Genomic DNA, 20,773 nt, shown 5'->3' on the forward strand with positions numbered 1-20,773 from the left:
ACCGTCTCTCATAACCATCCTGCACTCGCGGAAAGCCGCACATTATATAAGAAAAACCACACGCCTGGAAAGGTGTCACCTTCACAGACCTGCATCCTCAGCCTTTTTCTGCATTTATCTGGCTCACACATCCTTCCGCCTGCCGCGCCGGGACAAGCGTACCATCTCTGCTCGCTCCTGCTCGGAAAGTGCGCTCAAACCACCCTGATCCGCTGCCCGACTGATAAAGTGGCTACGCGCTGCAGCAAGACGCTGATTCACCCGCGCCACACAGCCCGTAATTTCAAGCTGCATCAACGCACCATCTTCTGCACCGCTAGAGTCGCCCATCACCAGTGCATAGCACACTTCCGCATGTTCCGATACCGACAATTTTGCGAGCAACTCGTGAGAACTTAAATGGGTCATGTTGGCCAAAATATCAAGTGCCCCCGCCAGATTTTTTACCATAGGGTCACTGTCGAAGAGAAACGGCAACAAATCGCGATCCAGCGTCTGCCAGGCCGGGTCTTCCGGGTGATTCAGCAAAAGTCGCAACGCCGTTTTGTAAAGGGATGGCCCTTGGGTCGCGTTGCGCGACGGTTTGCGTACCACGCGCGACGCCGCCCGCCGGGTAACCGGGGCTAACCCGCAAAGATCCTGCACCCGTTGCTCATAGACCTCACGCAGGATCGGATCGCTCACCCGCTTCAGAAAATCGCGCGCTGCATGCAGGAAAAGAGCCTTCTCGTCTTCTGCTGCAAGATTGTGTCGGTGTTGCAGATCTTCCAAAAAGAAATCAATGGCCGGGCGTGCGCCAGGAAGTAATGATTCAAACGCCGCGGCCCCGTGCTGACGCACCAGTGAGTCGGGGTCCTCCCCATCGGGCAGGAACAACACCCGCAGCAGACGCCCCTCGCGCAGATGCTCCGGCGCCATCTGCACCGCGCGCCAGGCGGCATTACGCCCGGCATTATCGCCGTCAAAACAAAGCAGCACCTCGGCCGCCGCCCGGAAGAGCATCTCTAACTGGCTATCACCCAGGGCAGTCCCACTGGCAGCGACGGCATAGTCAACGCCCACCTGGTGCAAGGTAATGACATCCAGATACCCTTCCACCAGCAGAACCCGCCCAGCACGACGCACGCCTTCCTTCGCCTGATACAGACCATACAGCACCCGGCCCTTGTGGTAGAGGGCACTTTCCGGCGAATTAAGATATTTGGGCTCGTGGCCATCAAGACTGCGCCCTCCCAGCCCCACCATTTGTCCGCGCCCATCGCGGATCGGAAAAATCACTCGGCCGCGAAAACGATCATAGACCGAGCCATCGTCGCGGCTGCTGACCAACCCCGCTCCCAGCAACTGCCGCCGCAATGATGCATCATTGCCGAGTTTTTGGCTCAGAAACTGGGCCGCTGGTGGTGCATAACCCAGCTCAAAGCGCGCGATAGTGTCGGCATCCAATCCTCTTCCACGCAGATATTCCTGGGCCGGTGGATATTCTGAGAACATGGACTGGTAAAGGGCGACGGCTTTTTCGAGGATGGCACGCAGCGGCCGGAGGTCTTCCTGTTCTCCAGTGGGGCTGCCTTCAGGCAGGGCAATGCCCGCCTCCTCGGCCAGCGTCGTCACCGCTTCAGGGAAAGAGAGCCGGTCATGGGCCATCAAAAATCCGATGGCATTCCCATGCGCGTGGCAGCCAAAACAGTAATAAATCTGCTTATCCGCGCTGACAGAAAATGAGGGGCTTTTTTCCTGATGAAACGGACAGCAGGCCCAGAAATCCTTGCCCTTTTTCTTCAGGGGCACGCGGCTGTCGATAAGGCGCACCAGATCGCTGTGCTCCAGTACGGCATTGACAAATGTGGGGGAAAAGTTGGCCATTCGTCAGCGTAACTCCAACTCGCTGACCCCGCCACCACCCTGTTCTGGTCGCGCCATGCGCCATTGGCTGACCCGAGGGTCCTGTCCGGCAAATTCGCGCACCATTTCTGCAAGTACGCCATTACCCTTACCGTGCAGAATCTCGACCTGCTGGCGACCAGCAGCCACGGCACCATCCACATGACGGCACAAGGCCGCCAAAGCGTCTTCCCGAAGCTGTCCGCGCAAATCCAGACGCCAGGGATGATCTTCCGGGGTTGCATACTGCGTGCTGCCCTTTTCCTTGGGCATCTGCACCGCTGCATCCACGGCGAATTGTGCGGCCGACACCCAAAGCTGTTTACCCCGCAATTGAATCTGCACCCGTTGCTGAGCTGTATCCACACGCAATACCTGGCTCACCTGCCGGAGCGGCAGAAACAGACCCTTAGCCCCCACGGCAGGCAGACTATCCGCACGCTGCTCTTCCACCAGGAAAGGGGCTTCCAGACGCTGCAAGGCCGCTGATGCGGCATGAGTATCCCGTCCTGACTTGAGCGTCGCGATGGTTTGCCGCACCTGCTGGCGTGCCGTCATCAGGATATTTTCCCACTCGGCATGCGCGGCGGCGGCGGCTTTTTCGCGCTCTTGTCGTGCCGCCTCCAACTCGCGTTCCAGGCGCCGGGCGGATGTTGTGGCTTCGTTGCGCGCCAGCGCGGCCTCATCCATGGCCTGTTGCGCGGCCCGCAGTAAGCCCTCCCGCTGCGCTTCCCAACGTTCCCAGTCTTCGCGATCATCGGCATAGAGCGCCTCGGCGCGGGCCATCAGCGGCGCGGGCATCCCCACCCGCCGGGCAATAGCCAAGCCCTGGCTCGCGCCACCCACACCCCACTGCAGGCGATAGGTGGGCGCCAGGCGCTCTGCATCGAAACCCATCCCCGCCAGCACCACACCTTCATGACTCAGGGCATAGCGTTTCATCACCTCCAGATGGCTGGTGAGCAGTGTGCAGGATTTGGCCGCCAGCAAAGCCTCCGCCACCGCCTGGGCCAGTGCACCCCCCTCCCGTGGATCGGTGCCGTTGCCCAGTTCATCCAGAAGCACGAGACTGTTGGCATCGGCATGCCTCAGCACTTCCTGCAGGCGCTGCACCTGCGCCGAAAAGGTAGAAAGATCCGTGTGAATATCCTGGGCATCGCCAATAACCGCAAAGCACTTGCAGAAATAACCCAGAGTGCCTTCCGCCGTCACCGGCAACCCCATATAGGCCATCAGATGATTGAGCCCCACCGCTTTCAGGGTAGCCGTCTTGCCGCCGGTATTAGGGCCGGTAATCACCAGTTGGTGCGCGTCCGCCCCGAGATGTACCGAGTTACCCACGACCTGCCCCGGATGACGCAGACAGAGTAGCGGATGGCGCAGGGCCTGCAGATCAAACGCCGCTGCAACGCCCACCTTGGGCAAAATCCCGCCATAGGCATTACCCAGTTCCAGCCCCGCCCGTGCCCCATCCAGGCGACCCATATACCGCAAGGCCGCAACGATGCCCGGCACCTCTTCCCCAACCGCCGCGCTCAGGGCACGGAGAATACGCTCCTGCTCCTGCAACTCGGCACGCCGGTCCTGAACCAATTGGTTATTCAGCTCGACGGCAGCCAGCGGTTCCACAAAAAGGGTTTCACCACTGGCCGAGCGGTCATGAATGATCGCTTTGATGCGCCCTTTATGACTGGTCTTGAGCAGCAACACATAACGCTCATTGCGCTGCACGATGACCTGATCCTGCCAGTATTCCTGCCAGTCAGGATTACGTAGAACGCTCTGCAAGAAACGCTGCAATTCGCCGCGGCTGGCCCGCAGGCGCTGACGCAGAAGCGCGAGGTCAGAGCTGGCTGTGTCGAGGATCTCGCCCTCCTCATCCAACGCCATGTTGAGGCTGCGCGACAAAACCATCGGCGGATCAAGTTCAGCCGCCAGCCCAGTCAGGGCATCCTCGGTCTGACGCAAGGCTACGGCGTAGTTTTTCTGTGCCATCAGCACATTGAGCACCGCGCGCAAATCCCGCCCGCTGAGCACGGCTCCAGGGCGCTGGGCCAGATCCAGCAGGATATTTACATCGGGAAGATCAACAACAGGGAGAAAAAAACCGGCGGCAATACGCTGGGACAGCCACTGCGACCAGTTCAGACGATCATGAATTTCCGCGAGCGTCACCCAAGGAGTAGTCGCCATAACATATCTGCGACCATAGATGTGGCTACAATGCTGTGACCACGCGCACCGCATATCACTGGCATCCAGGGCCTGCCAGAAGCTGTTCTGCCAAGTGATAATCCCGGCCGCAGCAGCGTCCTCGTCCATCAAATGCTAAGGCGGGCCTTTACTTTTTCCGCCACCACGGCCATATCCGCACGTCCCTGCATCTGCGGGCGCAAGGCGGTAAGTACCTTACCCATATCTCTGGGACCACTGGCCGCTACGGCCGTTATCGTCTCAGCAATCAGCACATCAATTCCTGCAGACGACAGAGCCTCCGGCAGATAGACCGCGAGAAAAACGATTTCTGACTCTTCCTTTTGCGCCAGGTCAGGACGGTTACCCGCGATAAATTGACTGGCAGAATCCTTGCGCTGCTTGATCAACTTATCCACGATGCTCAACGCTTCGGTATCATCAAGCTCACGGCGCTCATCAATTTCGCGCTGTTTGATCGCCGCCAGAAGCATACGAATAGTCACCAGACGCTCGGCTTCCCGGGCACGCATGGCCGACTTCATATCTTCCTGGAGGCGTTCGCGCAGTGTCATCAGTAGAGCCGGACCAAACGCATGGACTGGCGACGCATACGCTTCAAGGAACGCTTGCGGGCAGCAGCGGCCTTGCGCTTGCGCTCTTCCGTGGGCTTTTCGTAGAACTCACGACGTCGCACTTCGGTAAGGACGCCCGCTTTTTCACAGGAACGTTTGAAACGCCGCAGCGCAACTTCGAAGGGCTCATTTTCTTTGACGCGAACAGTTGGCATAGAAGGATTCCGACCTCTTTGGATAAGGACAACAAGAAAGGGCGGGATTATAGGCAGATCAAGGGGCATAGTCAAAAAACCCTGGCCACCCGTGAATACACCTCAGCTAAGTGCATTATTTTTCGCGATGCTGGCAACGCTCTGTTGCTAAAATCACAAAATACTCGTTGCAGACCCTTGACAGGCAGATCAAAAAGAATGCTAATATGGGGACACTGAAACTCCTGTTAAATTATATTATTAGATTACAATGTTGCGACACTTTGTGATCAACGCAAGAGGCCAAAATGTACACTGAAGCTAGGGAATTAAGGGATTCAGACATTCCTGACATGGATCCCGCCATTGATCCGCCGCCTCTTGATGATTTTATAGACGACGAAAACAGTGGACCGTTTCTCAGTCAAAAGCAGGAACTGCAACTCATCCATCGCCTGCGTCAGGGTGACGAATGCGCTCGCGCCACCCTCATCTCTGCCCACATGCCCCTGGTGAGAGCGGTCGCCCGGGGTTATCGCAACAAAGGACTCAGTCAGGAGGACCTCCTTCAAGAAGGATATATGGGCCTGCTGCGAGCCGCCGACCGATTTCAGGAAGGGCTCGGAACACGCTTTTCCAGCTATGCGACCTGGTGGATTCGTGAGGCCATGCAACGGGCACTTATCCGCTCTCGCTTCATACGCCTGCCTGACTATCTTGCCAAGTCCCTGCACGCTTATATGCAGCGCGGAGAGGAAGAAGACAGCAGCACCGACGTGCGCCGCGAGCAGCGCCGCGAAGCTCTTGGGGTGCGCGAGAGCACCATGCGCGCGCTGGATTTTGCCGACATTCGGGTCTTCTCTCTCGACGAAGAAATATCCGACGGGCCAAGTCGTATCGAACAGGTGGTCGGCGACATTGCCGGTCCTGATAGCGAATACGACCGTGACGCCATCTGCAAAGCGCTGCGCTGGCATCTAGCGGAACTCAACGAAAAGCAGAGGGAGGTCATGGTGTTTCGCTACGGCATGCATGGCGATGCACCCATGACCCTGGAAGCCGTCGCTGAACGGATGGGTGTCAGCCGCGAGGCGGTAAGGCAATTGCAGGTACGGGCACTCATCCGCCTGCGTCAGTCATTGAGTGATAGTGGCTGGGGAGGAGGTACCTGACGTTCTGCTAGTAGTTCCAGCAGCCGGCGTAGCGCCAACGCACGATGGCTGCAAACGTTCTTTTCTTCCAGACTCCACTGTGCCGCGCTGCGCAGCCCCCCCGCGGGCCAAAATAGCGGGTCGTACCCAAACCCCCCACCCCCGGCAGGATGCTCACCAATAATTCCCCGCCAGAAACCCTGGGCCACCAGGGGCGAGGGGTCGGCGGCAGATTCCAGAAAGACCATACAAGTCACATAATAAGCAGCACGGGCCGCTCCCCGCGCGCCCGCCAGCATCGTCAGCAGCTTGGCATTGTTGGTGGCGGCACTGGCCTCTGGACCCGCATAGCGCGCGGAGTAAAGGCCGGGCGCCCCTTGCAGGTAAGGCACGCAAAGCCCGGAATCTTCGGCGAGCGTCGCCATACCACCTTGTGAGGCGGCATGGTGCGCCTTGAGCAACGCATTTTCGACAAAGGTAGACCCCGTTTCTGCAATACTGGAAATACCCAGCTCCGTTTGACCGACCACCGCAAAGCCATGGGCAGCGAGCACCGGCTGCAGCTCACGCACCTTGCCTGCATTACCGGTGGCCAGCAGCAAGGGTGTCATGAACGGGCTTCCGGACACTCCTGATACTGACGCGCCACCAATTCAGCAATCCCCTTGCGCGCCAGCCCCAGCATTTCGGCCATTTGTTCCGCACTGAATACCGCACCCTCCGCAGTTCCCTGCACTTCTACAAACGCACCTGCACCGGTCATCACCACATTCATATCCACGTCGGCATTACTGTCTTCGGCATAATCGAGATCCAGGACCGCCTGCCCCTGGTAGATGCCCACCGAAACAGCCGCCACCCAGTCCCGCAAGGGATTGTTCTGAATCCGCCCGGCCGCACGCAGATGTTGCAGGGCATCGGCCACCGCCAGACAAGCACCGGTAATACTCGCGGTGCGGGTCCCGCCATCGGCCTGAAGCACGTCACAATCCACCCAGATGGTGCGCTCACCCAAGGCCTGCAAATCTACGGCCGCACGCAGACTACGGCCGATGAGGCGTTGAATTTCATGGGTGCGTCCACCGATGCGTCCCTTGGCAGATTCCCGCGCGACCCGCTCCCTGGTTGCACGCGGCAACATACTATATTCTGCCGTCACCCACCCCTTGCCCATACCGCGCAGGAAGGACGGCACCTTTTCTTCGACGCTGGCGGTACACAGCACTTTGGTGTCGCCGCAAGCTATCAGCACCGAGCCTTCGGCATGTTTGGTAAAATTTCGGGTGACCTGTACCGGACGCAAGGCGTCAGCACTTCTTCCACTGGGACGTATCATGGGAATACTCGTCGGGGACCATGCTGCATTATACCTCGAGGCGACAGCAGGATTCAAAACCCGGCACTGTCCCTCATCCCTCTTCCACCCCTATAATAATAAAAAATCCGCTTCCCAGAGGAACGCACCATGCCCGGCATTGCCCACGTAGAAATCACCCAATTTCTCAAACAGCATCATCTGGCTCAGTCTCTGACCATCAGCGAAATTCAGACCCTTGCAGAGTATGTCACTCATGCCCAATTTCATGCGGATCAGGTGATTGCCGAATGGGGTACGCTAGGAGAGGCCCTGTTCTTCTGCGTCAAGGGTGAAATGGCCATCGTTCACCACACCGCCGACGGCGATGAAGTAGAAGTAGTTCGGGTACGTGATGGGGAGATGGCTGGAGAGATGTCTTTTTTCGACCGTCAGCCACGTAGCGCCCGCATCCTTGCCAAAAGTGACGATACCCAGGTACTGGTCCTCACCCGCGCCCGCTATCAACGACTAAAGGTAGAGAAGCCTTATATTACGGTAAACATCCTGGAACAGGCCATCATCAGTCTCGACCACCTTTTCCGTAATCTTTCACAAGACTATACCGATTTTTCCACCTACATTTACGGCAAGGGGAAACGTTAGTATTTGTTCCTACGCGCCGCGCTGATTGAGCAGATCCATGATGCGACGCAGTCGCTCCAGGGGATCCTGAAGGAGAAGGAGTTGTTGCTTTTCTTCTGGAGAGGCGGGCAGTGCCTGCGCCAGAATCATGCCAGCGCTGCTGGCGTCCATCTCCGCGGCGAGATCCTTGCCCACCAGCTCTCCAAGAATAGAAAGCAATACATCACTTTCGCGGCGCATGGGCACAATGGGTTCCGCGACCCAGCGATGAATAACCGCCACCGCCAAAGGTCCATCGTAACGCCAATCCTGGATGGTGAAACGCTCTTGGCCTTGAACCTGGATCTGGAGAACACCCGCCTCACCACCCCAGTCCACAATGCGCGCCAGAGTGCCCACCGGCTCCGGCCGGGCATGGCCGTCACCACAAGGGTGGCTGAGGCAAATGCCAAAATCGCGGCCCTGCCGCAAGGAAGCACTGATCATGTCCAGATAACGTGGCTCAAAAACGCGCAGCCCCAATAATGCCTTGGGGAAAAGCACCGTTCGGAGTAAAAATAAGGGCGTCCAGTCCATTTTCGTCACCTGTCGTTCCTCGCACGAGTATTCATGAACCCCACCCTAAAACCATCTTCGTCATTTTCGCTCTATATGCATCTGCCCTGGTGCAAAGCCAAGTGTCCCTATTGCGATTTCAATTCCCATGCGACCGACCGTATTCCGGCAGAACGTTATCTGGCCGCGCTGCTCGCCGATCTGGATCGGGAACTGCCACGCATCTGGGGACGTCGTGTACAGACTATTTTTATCGGTGGTGGCACCCCCAGCCTCTTTCCGCCAGAAATCATCGACCGCCTGCTCTCCGAGATCCGCGCCCGTCTGCGGCCTCTACCCGGTCTGGAAGTGACGCTGGAGGCCAACCCGGGAGCGATAGAAGCAGCCTCTTTCCGCGCCTTCCGGGAGACAGGCGTTACCCGGCTCTCGTTAGGCATCCAATCTTTCAGTGATGTCTTTCTGCAACGGCTCGGTCGCATTCACGATGCAGCGGCAGCCCGCCGCGCGGTGGAGCTCGCCATCGCCGCTGAATTCGAGAGCTATAATCTCGATCTCATGTTTGCCCTGCCGGGGCAGGATCTCGCCGCTGCACGATCAGACCTGCAAACCGCACTGGACTATGCACCCCCTCACCTGTCCCTCTACCAGCTCACCTTGGAGGCGGGAACCCCCTTTGCAAACCACCCACCGGCAAACCTCCCGGACAACGACCAGGCTGCCGACATGGAAAATGCCCTGCGTCGGCAACTCCATGAAGCCGGACTGCCGCGCTACGAGATATCGGCCCACGCCCTGCCCGACCAACGCTGCCAGCACAATCGCAATTACTGGCTCTATGGCGACTACCTCGGCATCGGTGCCGGGGCACACGGCAAAATCACCCTGCCCGAAGGCATCTGGCGCAGCCGCAAACCCAGCCGTCCGGAAAGTTATATGGCCGACGCGCTGAGTGATGCCGACGCCATCGGCGACTATGAACCCGTTTTAATCGCCGACAGACCTTTCGAGTTCATGCTCAACGCTCTACGCCTGACGGATGGCTTCCCCATGGCATTATTCCCGGAACGCACCGGCCTGTCATGGCCGATGGTTCAGCCACAAATCCGCCGGGCCGAGCGCGATGGCTTAATCGAAATCAAAGGAGAATCCCTACAACCCACTGCCCTCGGGCTCAATTTTTACAACGACCTCTGTGCGCGTTTTGTCCCGTGACAATGCAATCCGTTTTACTCTCGTCCCATCGCCGCGGACTCGTGGCCAGTAATAGAGCCTTTGCTGAACAAGTACTCACGCAACTCTTTATCCAGACGCGGCATTTTACGGCGCAGCCACTCCAGAACCATAGCAGCATGCTCAATTTCCTCATCCCGGTTGTGTTCCAGAACTTGCCTGAGAATAGGGTCCTTGCAAGCATCGGCGCGCTGCTGGTACCAGTCAATCGCTTCAAACTCCTCCATCAGCGAGGAAATGGCCCGGTGGATATCCACGGTTTCGGGGGACAGGGATTCGAGGGATTCATGCAAAGTTTCGTGCGCCATAATCAACTCCTTTGGGCGAACTGGTGAAATATTCTTCAAATCATAGTCCAAAGTCTGGACAAAACCAAAGCGTTCCCGGCTTTGGACTTGCTCGCATCCTGTCCAAAGCCGGGCTATGCTCGCGGACGGTGGCAGCGGAATGGATTCGCGCCGGGCGGGTGGAGGTGGATGGCTGTCAGGTGCGCGATCCAGGAACACGCTTCGCCCTGTCCGGCTCGAAAATCTGTGTCGATGGTATCGAGGTCACAGCGAGTACCCGCCAAGTTTTGCTGCTGCACAAACCGCGCGGCGTCATTACCACCCGTCAGGATGAAAAGGGGCGTGCCACCGTGTACGACCTGCTACCCAAAAGTCCATGGCTGGCCCCCGTAGGACGTCTGGATCAGGCCAGCTCCGGCCTGCTGCTTTTCAGCAATGATCCGCACTGGGCGCAACAACTGCTGGATCCGAATCAGCATGTGGCCAAGACCTACCATGTGCAGATTCGCCCACCCCTCTCTGCGAGCACCGCAGCCCAACTGGCAGCCAGCCCCGTGCTCAATGGTGAACCTTGCTTGCCAATGCAGATCAGAGAGTTGCGCTGTGGTGGCAAAACCCAATGGCTGGAGTTCATTTTGCAGGAAGGACGCCATCGCCAGATTCGGCGTCTGCTTGCCGATGGCGACACGGAGGTATTGCGACTGATTCGCGTAGCGGTGGGAAATCTGCCTCTCGGCGCGCTGCGACCCGGCGAATGGCGTTGGCTGCGTAGCGATGAGGAAGACCTGTTACGTCAGATACCGTCAACCCATGATATGCCACGTTTCCCGCCAGAATAAGTATGACCATGGGGTGCATCGGGCCACAATCCCGGATTTTCCTGGTCGCGCTCTATCCCTGTATCATTTAGTATCTTCCCCAACTTGCCAGAGAGAAGTGCCGACCTTATACTGACCGAACGGTCGGTATCTTATACATACACGTCTTCGGGTCCAGGCCCCAGAGCGCGTAAGGCTGATCCGTACCATCAAGACTATCCGTCACAGAGAGGAGCCCATCCGTGGCGCAAGAGATCTCGGCTTCACGCCTTACTATCACGGCCGCCGTCATGCTGGCAGTAGTCATGCAGGTACTTGACCTGACCATCGTCAATGTCGCCCTGACCTACATGCGCGGCTCTCTGCAAGCCAACAGCGATCAGATCACCTGGGTACTCACCAGTTATATGGTCGCCAATGTGATCGTCTTGCCCCTCACCGGACTCCTGGTGGAACGCTACGGCCAGCGCAACATCATGCTCTGGAGTGTGGTCGGCTTTGTGATTTCCTCGGCGCTCTGCGGTCAGTCCCATAGCCTGGTGGAAATCGTACTCTGGCGCTTCCTGCAAGGCATCTTTGGCGCGTCGCTGGCGCCCGTGGGGCAGACCATCATGCTCGGTGCCTATCCGTCCAACAAGCGTGGCCAGGCCATGGCCATCCTCGGTATGGGCATCATGCTGGGTCCGATTCTGGGTCCCACCCTGGGCGGTTATCTGACGGACACGCTCAGTTGGCGTTGGGTATTCTATGTGAATATTCCCTTCGGTATCCTCGCGTTCCTGCTGATGCAGACCATTCCCGACGGCGGCAAGAGCACTACCCCCCGTCCGGTGGACTGGATAGGCTTTGCGCTGATGGCCCTGGGGCTGGGCAGCCTGCAGGGCGTATTGAGCCTCGGCGATCAGGATGACTGGTTCAGTTCGCGGACCATCATCATTCTGACCCTTGGTGCAGCACTGGGGATGCTCTTTTTCGTCTGGCGGTCCCTGGGTGTAAAGCATCCGGTGGTGGATTTACGCCTGCTCAAAGACCGGAATCTGGCAATCGGCAGCATGGGCATCGGTGTATTTGGCCTCGCCCTCTTCGGCACCATGGTGATTCTGCCGATTATGCTGGAGACACTGATGCACTATGAAGCCTTCACTGCGGGTTTAGTCATGGCGCCTCAGGGTATTGGCGCCATGATCGCCATGATGCTGGCGGGTCGACTGCTCGGGCGCGGTGTCAACCCGCGTAATATCGTGCTGGTCGGCATCGCTTTTGGGGCCTTCGGCACCTATCTGACGACGTTTTATAATCTGGACATCAACATGGCTTGGGTTATCTGGCCCAGCTTCATCCGCGGCATTGGTTTTGGTCTGGTTACCATCCCGCTCTTTACTCTGGCTTTTTCGACGCTGGAAAAATCCCAACAGGCCGAAGGCTCGGGCATTTTCAACCTGATGCGAACCTTGGGCGGCAGTATCGGCATCGCTATTGTCTCTACAGTGATAACCCAGGAAACACAAGTAAGCTGGAATCAGATGAGCGGGTTTATCAACTCCTTCAACCCCGCCTTTTATCACTACTTGGCGGCGGCAGGCATGACCCGGAATCCCACGACCTGGCAAGTACTGGGTAACATTGTGCTCTACAGCCAAGCCAACATGCGCGGGACGCTGGATGCTTTTGTGCTCGTTTTTTACGGCTTTCTGGTCATGGTCCCGCTGATCATGTTCCTGAAGAAGCCACCCGCCGCCGATTCGGCACCATCCGCGCCCCTCAGCGAATAAAGGTTAGCGGTTACGGTGCCGAGGTCCGCTCCAGATGCGGCGCCGCAGGCAGCCAGAGGGTGCGTGCAAACCCCCAGTCCAGCAACTTGAGGCTCTGCCAGGAGGCCTTCCAGAAACCCCGCCTTTCATCGTGGAAGGATGGCACCCCGAGGATGACGGCAATCAGCTTCACGCCATCCTGAGTTCCCGTGGCAACGAGACAATGTCCGGCTGCGTCGGTATAGCCACTTTTCATGCCGGTGATAAAGGGCACCCGCCCCACCAACAGGTTGGGGTTAGGGCTGGTGATGCCCGCGTAGGTAAAGTTCTGGTGGCTGAAAAAAGGCATAAACTGCGGAAACCGGGTCATGATCGCGCGGGTGAGGACAGCGATATCATAGGGACTGGCCATGTTGTTAGGATGCGGCAATCCATCGGGGTCATAATAGGTGGTGGAAAGCATCCCGATTTTGCGTGCCGTCCGGTTCATCTCGGCAACAAAAGCGGGTACGCTGCCGGCCACCAGATGCGCGGCTTCTACCGCAGCATCATTGCCGGAAGGCACCGTCATTCCGAGAATCATCTGCGCGACGGTGAAGGGCAGGCCGGGATGCATAAACATGCTGGAACCCCCCGTCCGCAGTGCCGCGTGACAGGGCACGAAGTGCTGGTTCATCCGCAGATGCCCGCTGTCGATATCCTTGAACAGCAGATATAGCGTCATCAGCTTGGTAATGCTGGCAATAGCGTAGGGCTGATAGGCATTTTTTACCGCAATGATAGCGCCGGTATCCGCATTCATCAGGATATAAGCCCGCGCATCTATGAGCGGAAGGCCGCTGGTCTGGGCCGCAGCGCGTGGTATGCAAAACAGAAAAATCACCACTAACGAAAGCAGGGAAAAGAGTCCCAGTCCTGTGAGAGGGAAACATTTTGCCGTCAGGAGTCCAGAATCTGTATCGGGTAAAGGAATAGAGGCCAGCATGGGAACACCTCATCGCATCGGCTATGTCTGGTTAAAGCGACTTCTCAGGATACTTCGATATTAGGCTATTTTTTCAAGATTGCCTATAGCCCAAATTCCGCGATTGAATAAGGCGGGTGTGGCTCAATGATGCGTGGAGCCGGTTTTGGCTCGGGTTTGTGGCCTCATTTAGCGATATATTTGTAAGAATACTGCTGATGGGTCGCGTTTTGCGCGGTTTCGGGTGATGGATACTCCCTCAAAACGCTGCAGAGAGCAGCCGCCCTCCTCGCGATATCCGCGACAGGCGCTTATTCCCTTTCGATCCACCTTGGCGGTACTGCCGCTGCGGTTGCTGGCGGCTGTTTCAGGTACCAGGCCGCATCTCCTTTCTCCGCAACGATCTGGGAGGCGTCGATATCCTAGGGTGTGGGTCCGGCGTCCGAGTTTACGCAGCCGATGGGCCACGATCCGGCGATTCACCCGATCCAATCCCGTCAGCCCTTCTCCCGTACGGCGCAACCAGTCGCCCGCCGCATCTGAGCTGGGCAGATGATCCAGATGCAGCAAGCTGCGTAAGCACTGATCCCTATGGATCATCCGTAAATCCTCCAGAGCGCGTCCACCCCCGGTCAGCATCAATACAAAGGGCAGAACGTGTTGAATCGCTCCATAACCCCGATTGCGCGGTCATGGGTTCTTCCGTTGCGGCAAGCTTGAAAGGAAGCGCGGTTCGTGCCATTTTTGTCATCGGGTCCTCCTGTAAATCTCCCGGTAGGCGGATCTTTTCGTCGAGACTATTATACCGGAAACCCTTACAGATTGGGCCTTTCAATCTATTCTTGCCTTACTCCATCGCGGGATTAGGGTTAGGCGTTTTTGCGGCCAGACTGGGGTCCATCCCGCGCTTCAGGATCGCCTGTAGGGCAAATTTGAGGCCTTTGCGGTGGCTTCTGCGCGAGGGGGTCGCCGCACCGTTTGACGGGTTGCGGATCTGCCTTAAGATCTGTCACGGATGGGGCAGTTGGACTGCAGCGGTTGGTTGCTTTTCTGTGCGGATCGTCTAATTCTTCGAGCAGGACGACATCAGGGATGATAGTAGACAGCATGTATTGGCTGGCCCTGCCATCTCAAAAGAGGAGCATGCGTAGTGCAACGACACGGCAGCACATCCTTGCTTGAAGATCTGCTCACCCTGGCCACCGGGCTGCCATGGTGGATGGATTTAATGATGGCTGTCTTCGCCTATATCGGGTTCCACCTGTGGCATGTGCACTTCCTGCACGAAATGAATCCGATAAATAAGCCCGTGCCAGTCCCCGTCGTCGCTAACCCCGCAGCGGCAATACCCAACGCCGTAAACGCAGGCTTGGCCCGTGGCGGCATCGTGGTCGGAAATATTGTGACGGAAGTGTTCCAGTATGTCGCACCCAGGTTGTTAGTGATGGGCAGCATCTCGTCAGCCATCAGAGAACAGAAAATGAAACAGAGATCTTCTAGGCTGAAACTATCGCAACCAATTAGAGATTTTTTTGAATGAAAGTGCTAGAACCTCTTGATAAAGATATCATAACTTCTTTGCGGGTTCGCAAAGTCATCATTGCCGGCCATGTTGGATCTGGAAAAACGACGGCTCTTCAGACGCTTTTCGGCGGAGATGCCTTGACTACGGATGCGTCATACTCCGAGGCGACAACGGGAGACCGTAAAAAAACAACTACCGTTGCTATGGACTACGGGGTGATCACTTGTCCGCAGAGTGCCGATCGCCTACACATATATGCTACCCCAGGGCAAGAACGATTTGAGTTCATGTGGGATATTCTCGGAAAAAATACCGATGGCCTCATCGTTCTGATGGATGCCCGTCAACCTCAGCCAATTGCCGCAATGCATCTTTATTTGAATAAGTTACTTCCCTATTTGAAAAAACCGGCCGTGGTCGTTGGGCTCAACAAACTGAGTCAGGAGGAACGAACCACTTTGCAATTACCGCCTTATTTACGCCATGGTGACCTACGGTTACGATTGACTACCACTGATGTGCGTGACCGCGGTAATGTATTCCAATTGCTCCGGTTGCTGCTAACCGAAATAGCCAAGGGGTAATTGTGACGGCGCTGGATAATAATAATTATTTCCTCGGGCGCCAACCAATTATAGGACGCGATGGCGAGTTGGTCGCCTACGAGTTACTTTTTAGGTCAGGCACGATTAATGTGGCTAATGTGTTGGACGATGTTTTTGCCAGCGCTGCCGTCATACAATATGCTTTTTCCGACCTAGGCATACAAAAAGTGCTTGGTGAAAAAAGAGGGTTTATCAATTTATCTTCGGAATTGTTGATGAACGACATCATTGAAGTCCTGCCCAAGGAATTCGTGGTGCTGGAGATTCTTGAGACAATATCCATAACACCCGCCATGGTTCATCGCTGTCAGCAACTGAAGGGCTTGGGATACCTATTAGCTCTGGATGATATCGTTGAGCTTACTAGAGACCATGAAGCCATTCTGCCACTCATTAGTGTGGTAAAGATTGACATGCTGGCAATCTCCAAAGCTAAAGTCATTGAGATAAAAAGTAAACTGCAATCATATACCTGTAGCCTATTGGCTGAAAAGGTCAGCACTCCTGAGCAATATGAGTTTTGTCGGGAGTTAGGTTTCGACCTGTTTCAGGGATATTTTTTTGAGAGGCCAACTATTCTCTACGGCAAGGCTATTCAGCCTTCGACAATGGTGCTCCTTAATCTGCTTAGTCTGATATTGTCAGATGCGGAAACTAACCAGCTCGAGGATGCGTTGAAGCAATCACCTGATTTAGCAATCCGCCTGTTAAAAATGAGCAACACGGTCATGTTGCGTGCGCCAAATAAAATTTCTACTTTGCGAGAAGCAATTATTAGGATGGGTCGCACTCAACTGAGCCGATGGATGCAGATCATGGTGTTTGCCCAGCAAGGTGGTACCAATAAAATAAGCTCAAATCCGATCGTTCATACGGCAGCCGCGCGAGGATATATTATGGAAGGGCTGGCAAAAAAGCTTGGCTGGGTGACATTAAAGGATCGAGCTTTTATGGTGGGCATGCTCAGTTTGATGGATGCTCTGTTTGCACAGCCGTTGGCAGACCTTATCGAGCATCTTAACCTTGATGATAGTTTACAGAGTGCTCTGCTTATACGCGATGGAAAGCTTGGGACATTACTATCTCTGGTGGAAGCTAATGAGCATGGAAATATTAATTCAATGAACAGATTTATGGAAAGATTAGAGCCTGTTAACTACGATCTGCTAAACAGGTTGCAGATTAAGGCACTTGAGTGGGCTGATAGTTTTTAAGCCTGGTTCTGCTGCGTATTCCGGCGACCGCAGGCAGTGATTCCGCTGATCGTGGGCACCCCATTCTAGGGAAGTGGCACGGTGCTGGCAAATGGGGTGGCGCGTGGAATGGGCGTTATGTCCAGTTTTCGGGGGCGGGATGTCGTCACGGGGCTGAGGTTTTCGCTGGTATGCGGTACACTTTGCCCTAAAGTGTTCACACGGAAGCCAGATCAGTTATGCCCGTCGTCTTTCGCGCACAGGGGTACACCTTATTCTACTCCAACGAGGGCAATCCTCGTGAGCCTTTGCATGTCCATGTGCGCAAAGGAGCGGCGGTCGCCAAGTTCTGGTTGTACCCGGAGGTCTGTCTGGCGGAAAGCTACGGGTTGAACGGTCAGGAGCAGGGCACGCTGGCCGGGATCGTGGCCGCACGGCGGCAGGAGATTGAGGAGGCATGGCATGGGTTCTTTAGCTAAGGCAGTGCGTTTCGAGGGGGAGATGCTGTGGGTGGACTTGCTGGATGGGCGCACCCTGGGCGTGCCGCTGGCCTATTTCCCGCGTCTGTTGCGGGCCACGCCTGAACAGCGGGCGGTGTATGAGATCAGTGGCGGCGGCAGCGGGCTGCACTGGCCGGAGCTGGATGAGGATATGCTCGTGGCCGGGCTGCTGGTCGGGATCGGAGGCCAGACCCGGCATCACGAGAGCGCAGCCTGAACGTGCAGCGCATCAACGAAGACACCTTCCGGATTCTGGTCAACGCAAGGTCCGTCCGTAAAGTGACGATCCAGCCTGCACCTGGAACGGCAAGGACCGCTGGGCCGTCATTCTGAAGCTGGGCATGGACGAGGCCGTCATCAAATCGGCCCGCGAGGACGTGCGCACCTAGGCCAGTCTCGACAGTCTGGCGCGCTGGCTGAAGGCCTAGGGCTGTGGGGTGGCCGAGCTGCGGGTGGCGTGAGTCTCACCAAAAGCGGTTTATGTGATACTCACGATATGCCATAATTTGGGTATAGGCCAACGCCAGACCCGGATGAATCAATCCCGCCAGCCCTGTATGGAAGGTCACCCATAAATCATATAGGCTGATCGGTATGATAATAGATGCTTCGCTATCCTACGCCACACTGATCCAAAATCCGTTACTCTGGGCCATCGCCGGAGGGATCATTCTGATCGCCTTTTATATCCGCGCGGTGATTGGTTTTGGTTCCGGATTAATTGCAGTGGCTTTGCTGACGCTTATTTTTCCCATCAAAGAAGTGGTACCCGTGGTGCTGCTGCTGGACTTGCTCGGTTCCGTGCTGCTGGGAGCCTATGACTTCCGGGAAATACGCTGGCCGGAGTTACGCTGGCTGATTCCCGGCAGCGTGATCGGACTGGCCATCGGCTCCTTTATTCTCGCGGATACCAATGCCCAAAATCTTACCCGTTTTCTCGGCGTGTTCATTCTCGCCTATGTGGTCTATGCGCTGGTCATGAAGCCTGAGCGGCTACCGCGGGCCGCATTGCCCTGGGGCATGCCGCTGGGCATTTTCGGTGGCGTAGTGGGCAGTTTGTATGGTGGCGGAGGTCCACCCATTGTCGCCTACCTGCAAATGCGCCATCTCGACAAACGCGCCTTTCGCGCCACGTTTCAGGGCATTGCCCTCACTGACAATATTTTACGGGCCGTTATGTACATAGCACTGGCCCTGCTGACCTGGCAACTGACGGTGGGTTTTCTCCTGCTGATTCCACCGGTGCTGCTCGGCTTGTGGGCAGGCAATCACTTGCATATGCGCATCAATCAAAAGGCTTTTCTCATGGGGACCCTCGCGGTACTCGCGGTGGTCGGTCTAAAATATCTTCTCTGAACGAGGGAATGTGATATGGCTTTACGCAGCATGGATGAACTTCGGCAGCAGGCTCAGGGTGCATTATCCCTGAACATCGCCTTCATTGGCGTCGTCAACGGGCTTTTTAGCACCCTCCATATCCTGGGCAATGCGGACACCCTCACACTGGCGTCTGCTGCCGGGATGGATACTGGCTACGTGCTGCGCTGGTGTGATGCCGCCTATGCCTTTGGCTGGCTGGAACTAACCGATAATGAGCAATGGCGGCTGAGTGAGGATGGCGACAGCATGCGTCCGGAAGCCGCAAACAGCCGCGTGGGCGTAGCGGTGGGCGCAGTGCTCGCGGCACACATGGCGGAGCGGGCAGCGGGTCTCATGCGCACGGGTGAGCGTCCCGGCGAACAGGTGCTGGCCGAACGCGAAACCATTCTGCCCTGGTTCGGGCTGATGCTGGAGAACAATTTTCGCAAGACGTTCGAGGAAAAAATCTGCCCGGTCGTCCCCATCTTTGCCGAAGTCGATGCCCGCGGTGGGCTGGCGGTGGACCTGGGCTGCGGCAATGGCTGGTATTTGCGGGCGCTCGCCGCACGCTGCGGACATCTGCGAGGTCTGGGGCTAGATGGTTTCGCCGAAAACATCCGCCAGGCTAAGGAAAAAGCCCAAAGCGAGAGTCTTGCAGATCGCCTACATTTTGATGAAGGCGATATCCATCAGTTTTCCCTGCCAGAGCCTGCCGACCTCATCGCGATGAATCGCGCTCTGCATCATGTCTGGGAAAAGCGTGGTGAGATTTTTCAGCGACTGCACGCCAGCCTGAAACTCGAAGGCGCCATCGTCATCTGGGAACCGGCCTGGCCCGACGATCACCGCATGCTGCGTGAGCCGCCGCTACGCGGCATGGCCTTTCAAAATCTGACCGAGCATGTGCAGGGCAACCATTTCCTGCATCCGGAGGAAATTGCCGCAGCCCTCAGCGAGGCGGGTCTGAAACCAGAAATATTCCCCTTCGGTACTGATGTCGTAGTGGTAGGCCGGGCATAACTTGGAGTTTCCAGCGCAGAGAGCCACGCGCTACCAAGGAAGCGCCGACCGCCTCCATGCACCACGGCCCGTTGCATTACGGCGCACTTGCCTTTATCCTACGCGGCGATGGGGCGGTAGCTCAGCTGGGAGAGCGTCGCGTTCGCAATGCGAAGGTCGGGAGTTCGATCCTCCTCCGCTCCACCAAATAAAACAAGGGGGTTAGGCACTAAGCCTAGCCCCTTTTTTACGTCAACTTGATTTATCTGGACAAAATCTGGACACTGAGCCTTGAATTTGGACATTCGGCAGGTGCGCCATGGCAGGGTTCTATAAACAGGTGGATCAGGAGAACATTCTCATCGGCTGGCAGGCCAAGGTCCGAAAAAAAGGCTACCCCGTCCAGACCAAAGTATTTCGGGCACGAAGTGATGCCCAGGCATGGGCACGTGCTATCGAGACCGAAATGGACCGTGGGGTTTTCGTTTCTCGCAAAGAAGCCGAAAACACCACTCTGATGGAAGCACTGGATCGTTATGCTAAAGAAGTGTCTGCCCTCAAAAAAGGCGTGACACAAGAAATCTCCATGATCGGCAAGATCAATGAATCACCGTTGTCCAGCATGTTCCTGGCCGCCATCCAAGGGAAAGACATTGCGAAGTATCGAGACGCGATGCTTGCTGACAGTTACAGTCCGATCACCATCAAGCGCCGCCTCTCCCTCATCTCACATCTATTCACTATTGCTGATAAGGAATGGGGCATGGACGGACTGGCAAATCCCGTACAGAGGGTATCTGTTCAGAAACCAAACAATGCAAGGGATCGGCGACTTGTCGATGATGAAGAAAAAAGACTGCTGGCTGCGGCACAGGAATACGGCGACCCCCTGCCTTCCATCATCCGCTTTGCCATGGAAACAGCCATGCGCCGGGGAGAAATTGCGGCGATGCTTTGGCGTCACGTTGATCTTCGGTCTTGTGTGCTTTTGGTTCCAGATTCCAAATCCGGGGATCCACGCCGAGTGCCGCTTTCCAGTCGTGCGTTGGTC

At 56.5% G+C, this 20,773-nt stretch carries 23 protein-coding genes and 1 tRNA gene; 14 read left to right on the forward strand and 10 right to left on the reverse strand.

All coding sequences use genetic code 11. The features are described 5' to 3' along the window. Positions 1 to 123 precede the first annotated feature (123 nt). Genes dnaG through rpsU form a run of 4 tightly spaced genes read right to left on the reverse strand, consistent with a single transcriptional unit; the run spans position 124 to position 4,867 of the window. A complete protein-coding gene (gene dnaG, locus M7F93_RS07120; RefSeq protein ID WP_298171231.1) occupies positions 124 to 1,866 on the reverse strand; it encodes a DNA primase in 1,743 nt (580 codons plus the stop codon). 3 nt (positions 1,867 to 1,869) lie between these two features. Beyond that, entirely contained in the window at positions 1,870 to 4,206 is a 2,337-nt protein-coding gene (locus tag M7F93_RS07125; RefSeq protein WP_463670961.1) for an endonuclease MutS2, read from the reverse strand. After that, complete coding sequence (locus M7F93_RS07130) at positions 4,206 to 4,652, reverse strand: GatB/YqeY domain-containing protein (protein WP_298171261.1); 447 nt, start codon at positions 4,650 to 4,652, stop codon at positions 4,206 to 4,208. Before M7F93_RS07130 ends, M7F93_RS07125 begins: the two co-directional genes overlap by 1 nt. Beyond that, positions 4,652 to 4,867 carry a 30S ribosomal protein S21 gene (rpsU, locus tag M7F93_RS07135; RefSeq protein ID WP_035195145.1) on the reverse strand — a complete coding sequence of 72 codons (216 nt, stop codon included), beginning with the start codon at positions 4,865 to 4,867 and terminating at the stop codon, positions 4,652 to 4,654. The genes M7F93_RS07130 and rpsU overlap by 1 nt, the downstream gene beginning before the upstream one ends. Positions 4,868 to 5,154: 287 nt before the next feature. Between rpsU and M7F93_RS07140 the strand changes: the two genes are divergently transcribed. Then, the gene (locus tag M7F93_RS07140) at positions 5,155 to 6,018 is read left to right on the forward strand and encodes a sigma-70 family RNA polymerase sigma factor (protein ID WP_298171276.1); all 864 of its coding nucleotides are present in this window, start codon (positions 5,155 to 5,157) and stop codon (positions 6,016 to 6,018) included. Here M7F93_RS07140 and rdgB read toward each other — a convergent pair. Both rdgB and rph read right to left on the reverse strand, forming a co-directional pair. Continuing rightward, positions 5,979 to 6,608: an RdgB/HAM1 family non-canonical purine NTP pyrophosphatase gene (gene rdgB, locus M7F93_RS07145; protein WP_298171279.1), complete on the reverse strand. Its 630-nt coding sequence runs from the start codon at positions 6,606 to 6,608 to the stop codon at positions 5,979 to 5,981. The two genes, M7F93_RS07140 and rdgB, sit on opposite strands and share 40 nt — an antisense overlap. Further along, positions 6,605 to 7,333 (reverse strand): ribonuclease PH, encoded by a 729-nt coding sequence (rph, locus tag M7F93_RS07150; RefSeq protein ID WP_298171281.1) that lies wholly within the window; start codon positions 7,331 to 7,333, stop codon positions 6,605 to 6,607. Before rph ends, rdgB begins: the two co-directional genes overlap by 4 nt. 129 nt (positions 7,334 to 7,462) lie before the next feature. Between rph and M7F93_RS07155 the strand changes: the two genes are divergently transcribed. Continuing rightward, positions 7,463 to 7,957, forward strand: a complete 495-nt coding sequence (locus M7F93_RS07155) for a Crp/Fnr family transcriptional regulator (protein ID WP_298171285.1) — start codon at positions 7,463 to 7,465, stop codon at positions 7,955 to 7,957. Positions 7,958 to 7,966: 9 nt separating this feature from the next. On the opposite strand, the gene M7F93_RS07160 is transcribed toward M7F93_RS07155, so the two are convergent. Next, the gene (locus tag M7F93_RS07160; protein WP_298171328.1) at positions 7,967 to 8,512 is read right to left on the reverse strand and encodes an LON peptidase substrate-binding domain-containing protein; all 546 of its coding nucleotides are present in this window, start codon (positions 8,510 to 8,512) and stop codon (positions 7,967 to 7,969) included. Between the two features lie 33 nt (positions 8,513 to 8,545). Between M7F93_RS07160 and hemW the strand changes: the two genes are divergently transcribed. After that, a complete protein-coding gene (gene hemW, locus M7F93_RS07165) occupies positions 8,546 to 9,703 on the forward strand; it encodes a radical SAM family heme chaperone HemW (RefSeq protein WP_298171288.1) in 1,158 nt (385 codons plus the stop codon). Positions 9,704 to 9,717: 14 nt separating this feature from the next. On the opposite strand, the gene M7F93_RS07170 is transcribed toward hemW, so the two are convergent. Next, the gene (locus M7F93_RS07170) at positions 9,718 to 10,029 is read right to left on the reverse strand and encodes an encapsulin-associated ferritin-like protein (protein ID WP_298171291.1); all 312 of its coding nucleotides are present in this window, start codon (positions 10,027 to 10,029) and stop codon (positions 9,718 to 9,720) included. A 23-nt stretch (positions 10,030 to 10,052) separates the two neighbouring features. On the opposite strand from M7F93_RS07170, the gene M7F93_RS07175 reads away from it, so the two are divergent. Together M7F93_RS07175 and M7F93_RS07180 are read left to right on the forward strand one after the other, a co-directional pair. After that, positions 10,053 to 10,847, forward strand: coding sequence for a pseudouridine synthase (locus M7F93_RS07175; protein ID WP_298171293.1), 795 nt, complete (start codon positions 10,053 to 10,055; stop codon positions 10,845 to 10,847). 221 nt (positions 10,848 to 11,068) lie between these two features. After that, positions 11,069 to 12,598 (forward strand): DHA2 family efflux MFS transporter permease subunit, encoded by a 1,530-nt coding sequence (locus M7F93_RS07180; protein WP_298171296.1) that lies wholly within the window; start codon positions 11,069 to 11,071, stop codon positions 12,596 to 12,598. A gap of 10 nt (positions 12,599 to 12,608) precedes the next feature. On the opposite strand, the gene M7F93_RS07185 is transcribed toward M7F93_RS07180, so the two are convergent. Further along, positions 12,609 to 13,562 (reverse strand): D-alanyl-D-alanine carboxypeptidase family protein, encoded by a 954-nt coding sequence (locus M7F93_RS07185; protein ID WP_298171301.1) that lies wholly within the window; start codon positions 13,560 to 13,562, stop codon positions 12,609 to 12,611. Positions 13,563 to 13,730: 168 nt separating this feature from the next. After that, positions 13,731 to 14,141: a hypothetical protein gene (locus M7F93_RS12035; protein WP_463670962.1), complete on the reverse strand. Its 411-nt coding sequence runs from the start codon at positions 14,139 to 14,141 to the stop codon at positions 13,731 to 13,733. A gap of 550 nt (positions 14,142 to 14,691) precedes the next feature. On the opposite strand from M7F93_RS12035, the gene M7F93_RS07195 reads away from it, so the two are divergent. From M7F93_RS07195 to M7F93_RS07235, 9 genes are all read left to right on the forward strand, one after another. Beyond that, entirely contained in the window at positions 14,692 to 15,081 is a 390-nt protein-coding gene (locus tag M7F93_RS07195; RefSeq protein ID WP_298171305.1) for a hypothetical protein, read from the forward strand. Beyond that, a complete protein-coding gene (locus M7F93_RS07200) occupies positions 15,078 to 15,650 on the forward strand; it encodes a GTP-binding protein (protein ID WP_298171308.1) in 573 nt (190 codons plus the stop codon). Before M7F93_RS07195 ends, M7F93_RS07200 begins: the two co-directional genes overlap by 4 nt. Positions 15,651 to 15,652: 2 nt before the next feature. Continuing rightward, positions 15,653 to 16,885 carry an EAL and HDOD domain-containing protein gene (locus M7F93_RS07205; protein ID WP_298171311.1) on the forward strand — a complete coding sequence of 411 codons (1,233 nt, stop codon included), beginning with the start codon at positions 15,653 to 15,655 and terminating at the stop codon, positions 16,883 to 16,885. Between the two features lie 218 nt (positions 16,886 to 17,103). Continuing rightward, positions 17,104 to 17,343: a DUF4160 domain-containing protein gene (locus M7F93_RS07210; protein ID WP_298171314.1), complete on the forward strand. Its 240-nt coding sequence runs from the start codon at positions 17,104 to 17,106 to the stop codon at positions 17,341 to 17,343. Beyond that, positions 17,327 to 17,581, forward strand: coding sequence for a DUF2442 domain-containing protein (locus M7F93_RS07215; RefSeq protein ID WP_298171317.1), 255 nt, complete (start codon positions 17,327 to 17,329; stop codon positions 17,579 to 17,581). The genes M7F93_RS07210 and M7F93_RS07215 overlap by 17 nt, the downstream gene beginning before the upstream one ends. 377 nt (positions 17,582 to 17,958) lie before the next feature. Then, the gene (locus M7F93_RS07220; RefSeq protein WP_298171320.1) at positions 17,959 to 18,720 is read left to right on the forward strand and encodes a sulfite exporter TauE/SafE family protein; all 762 of its coding nucleotides are present in this window, start codon (positions 17,959 to 17,961) and stop codon (positions 18,718 to 18,720) included. Positions 18,721 to 18,735: 15 nt separating this feature from the next. Continuing rightward, a complete protein-coding gene (locus tag M7F93_RS07225; RefSeq protein ID WP_298171322.1) occupies positions 18,736 to 19,743 on the forward strand; it encodes a class I SAM-dependent methyltransferase in 1,008 nt (335 codons plus the stop codon). 110 nt (positions 19,744 to 19,853) lie between these two features. Beyond that, positions 19,854 to 19,929: transfer RNA gene (locus tag M7F93_RS07230), tRNA-Ala, on the forward strand. A gap of 112 nt (positions 19,930 to 20,041) precedes the next feature. Further along, positions 20,042 to 20,773: tyrosine-type recombinase/integrase (locus M7F93_RS07235; RefSeq protein ID WP_298171325.1), on the forward strand; the 732-nt coding region annotated here is incomplete at its 3' end.

The organism is Acidithiobacillus sp., from assembly GCF_027322205.1.
GTDB lineage: Bacteria > Pseudomonadota > Gammaproteobacteria > Acidithiobacillales > Acidithiobacillaceae > Acidithiobacillus.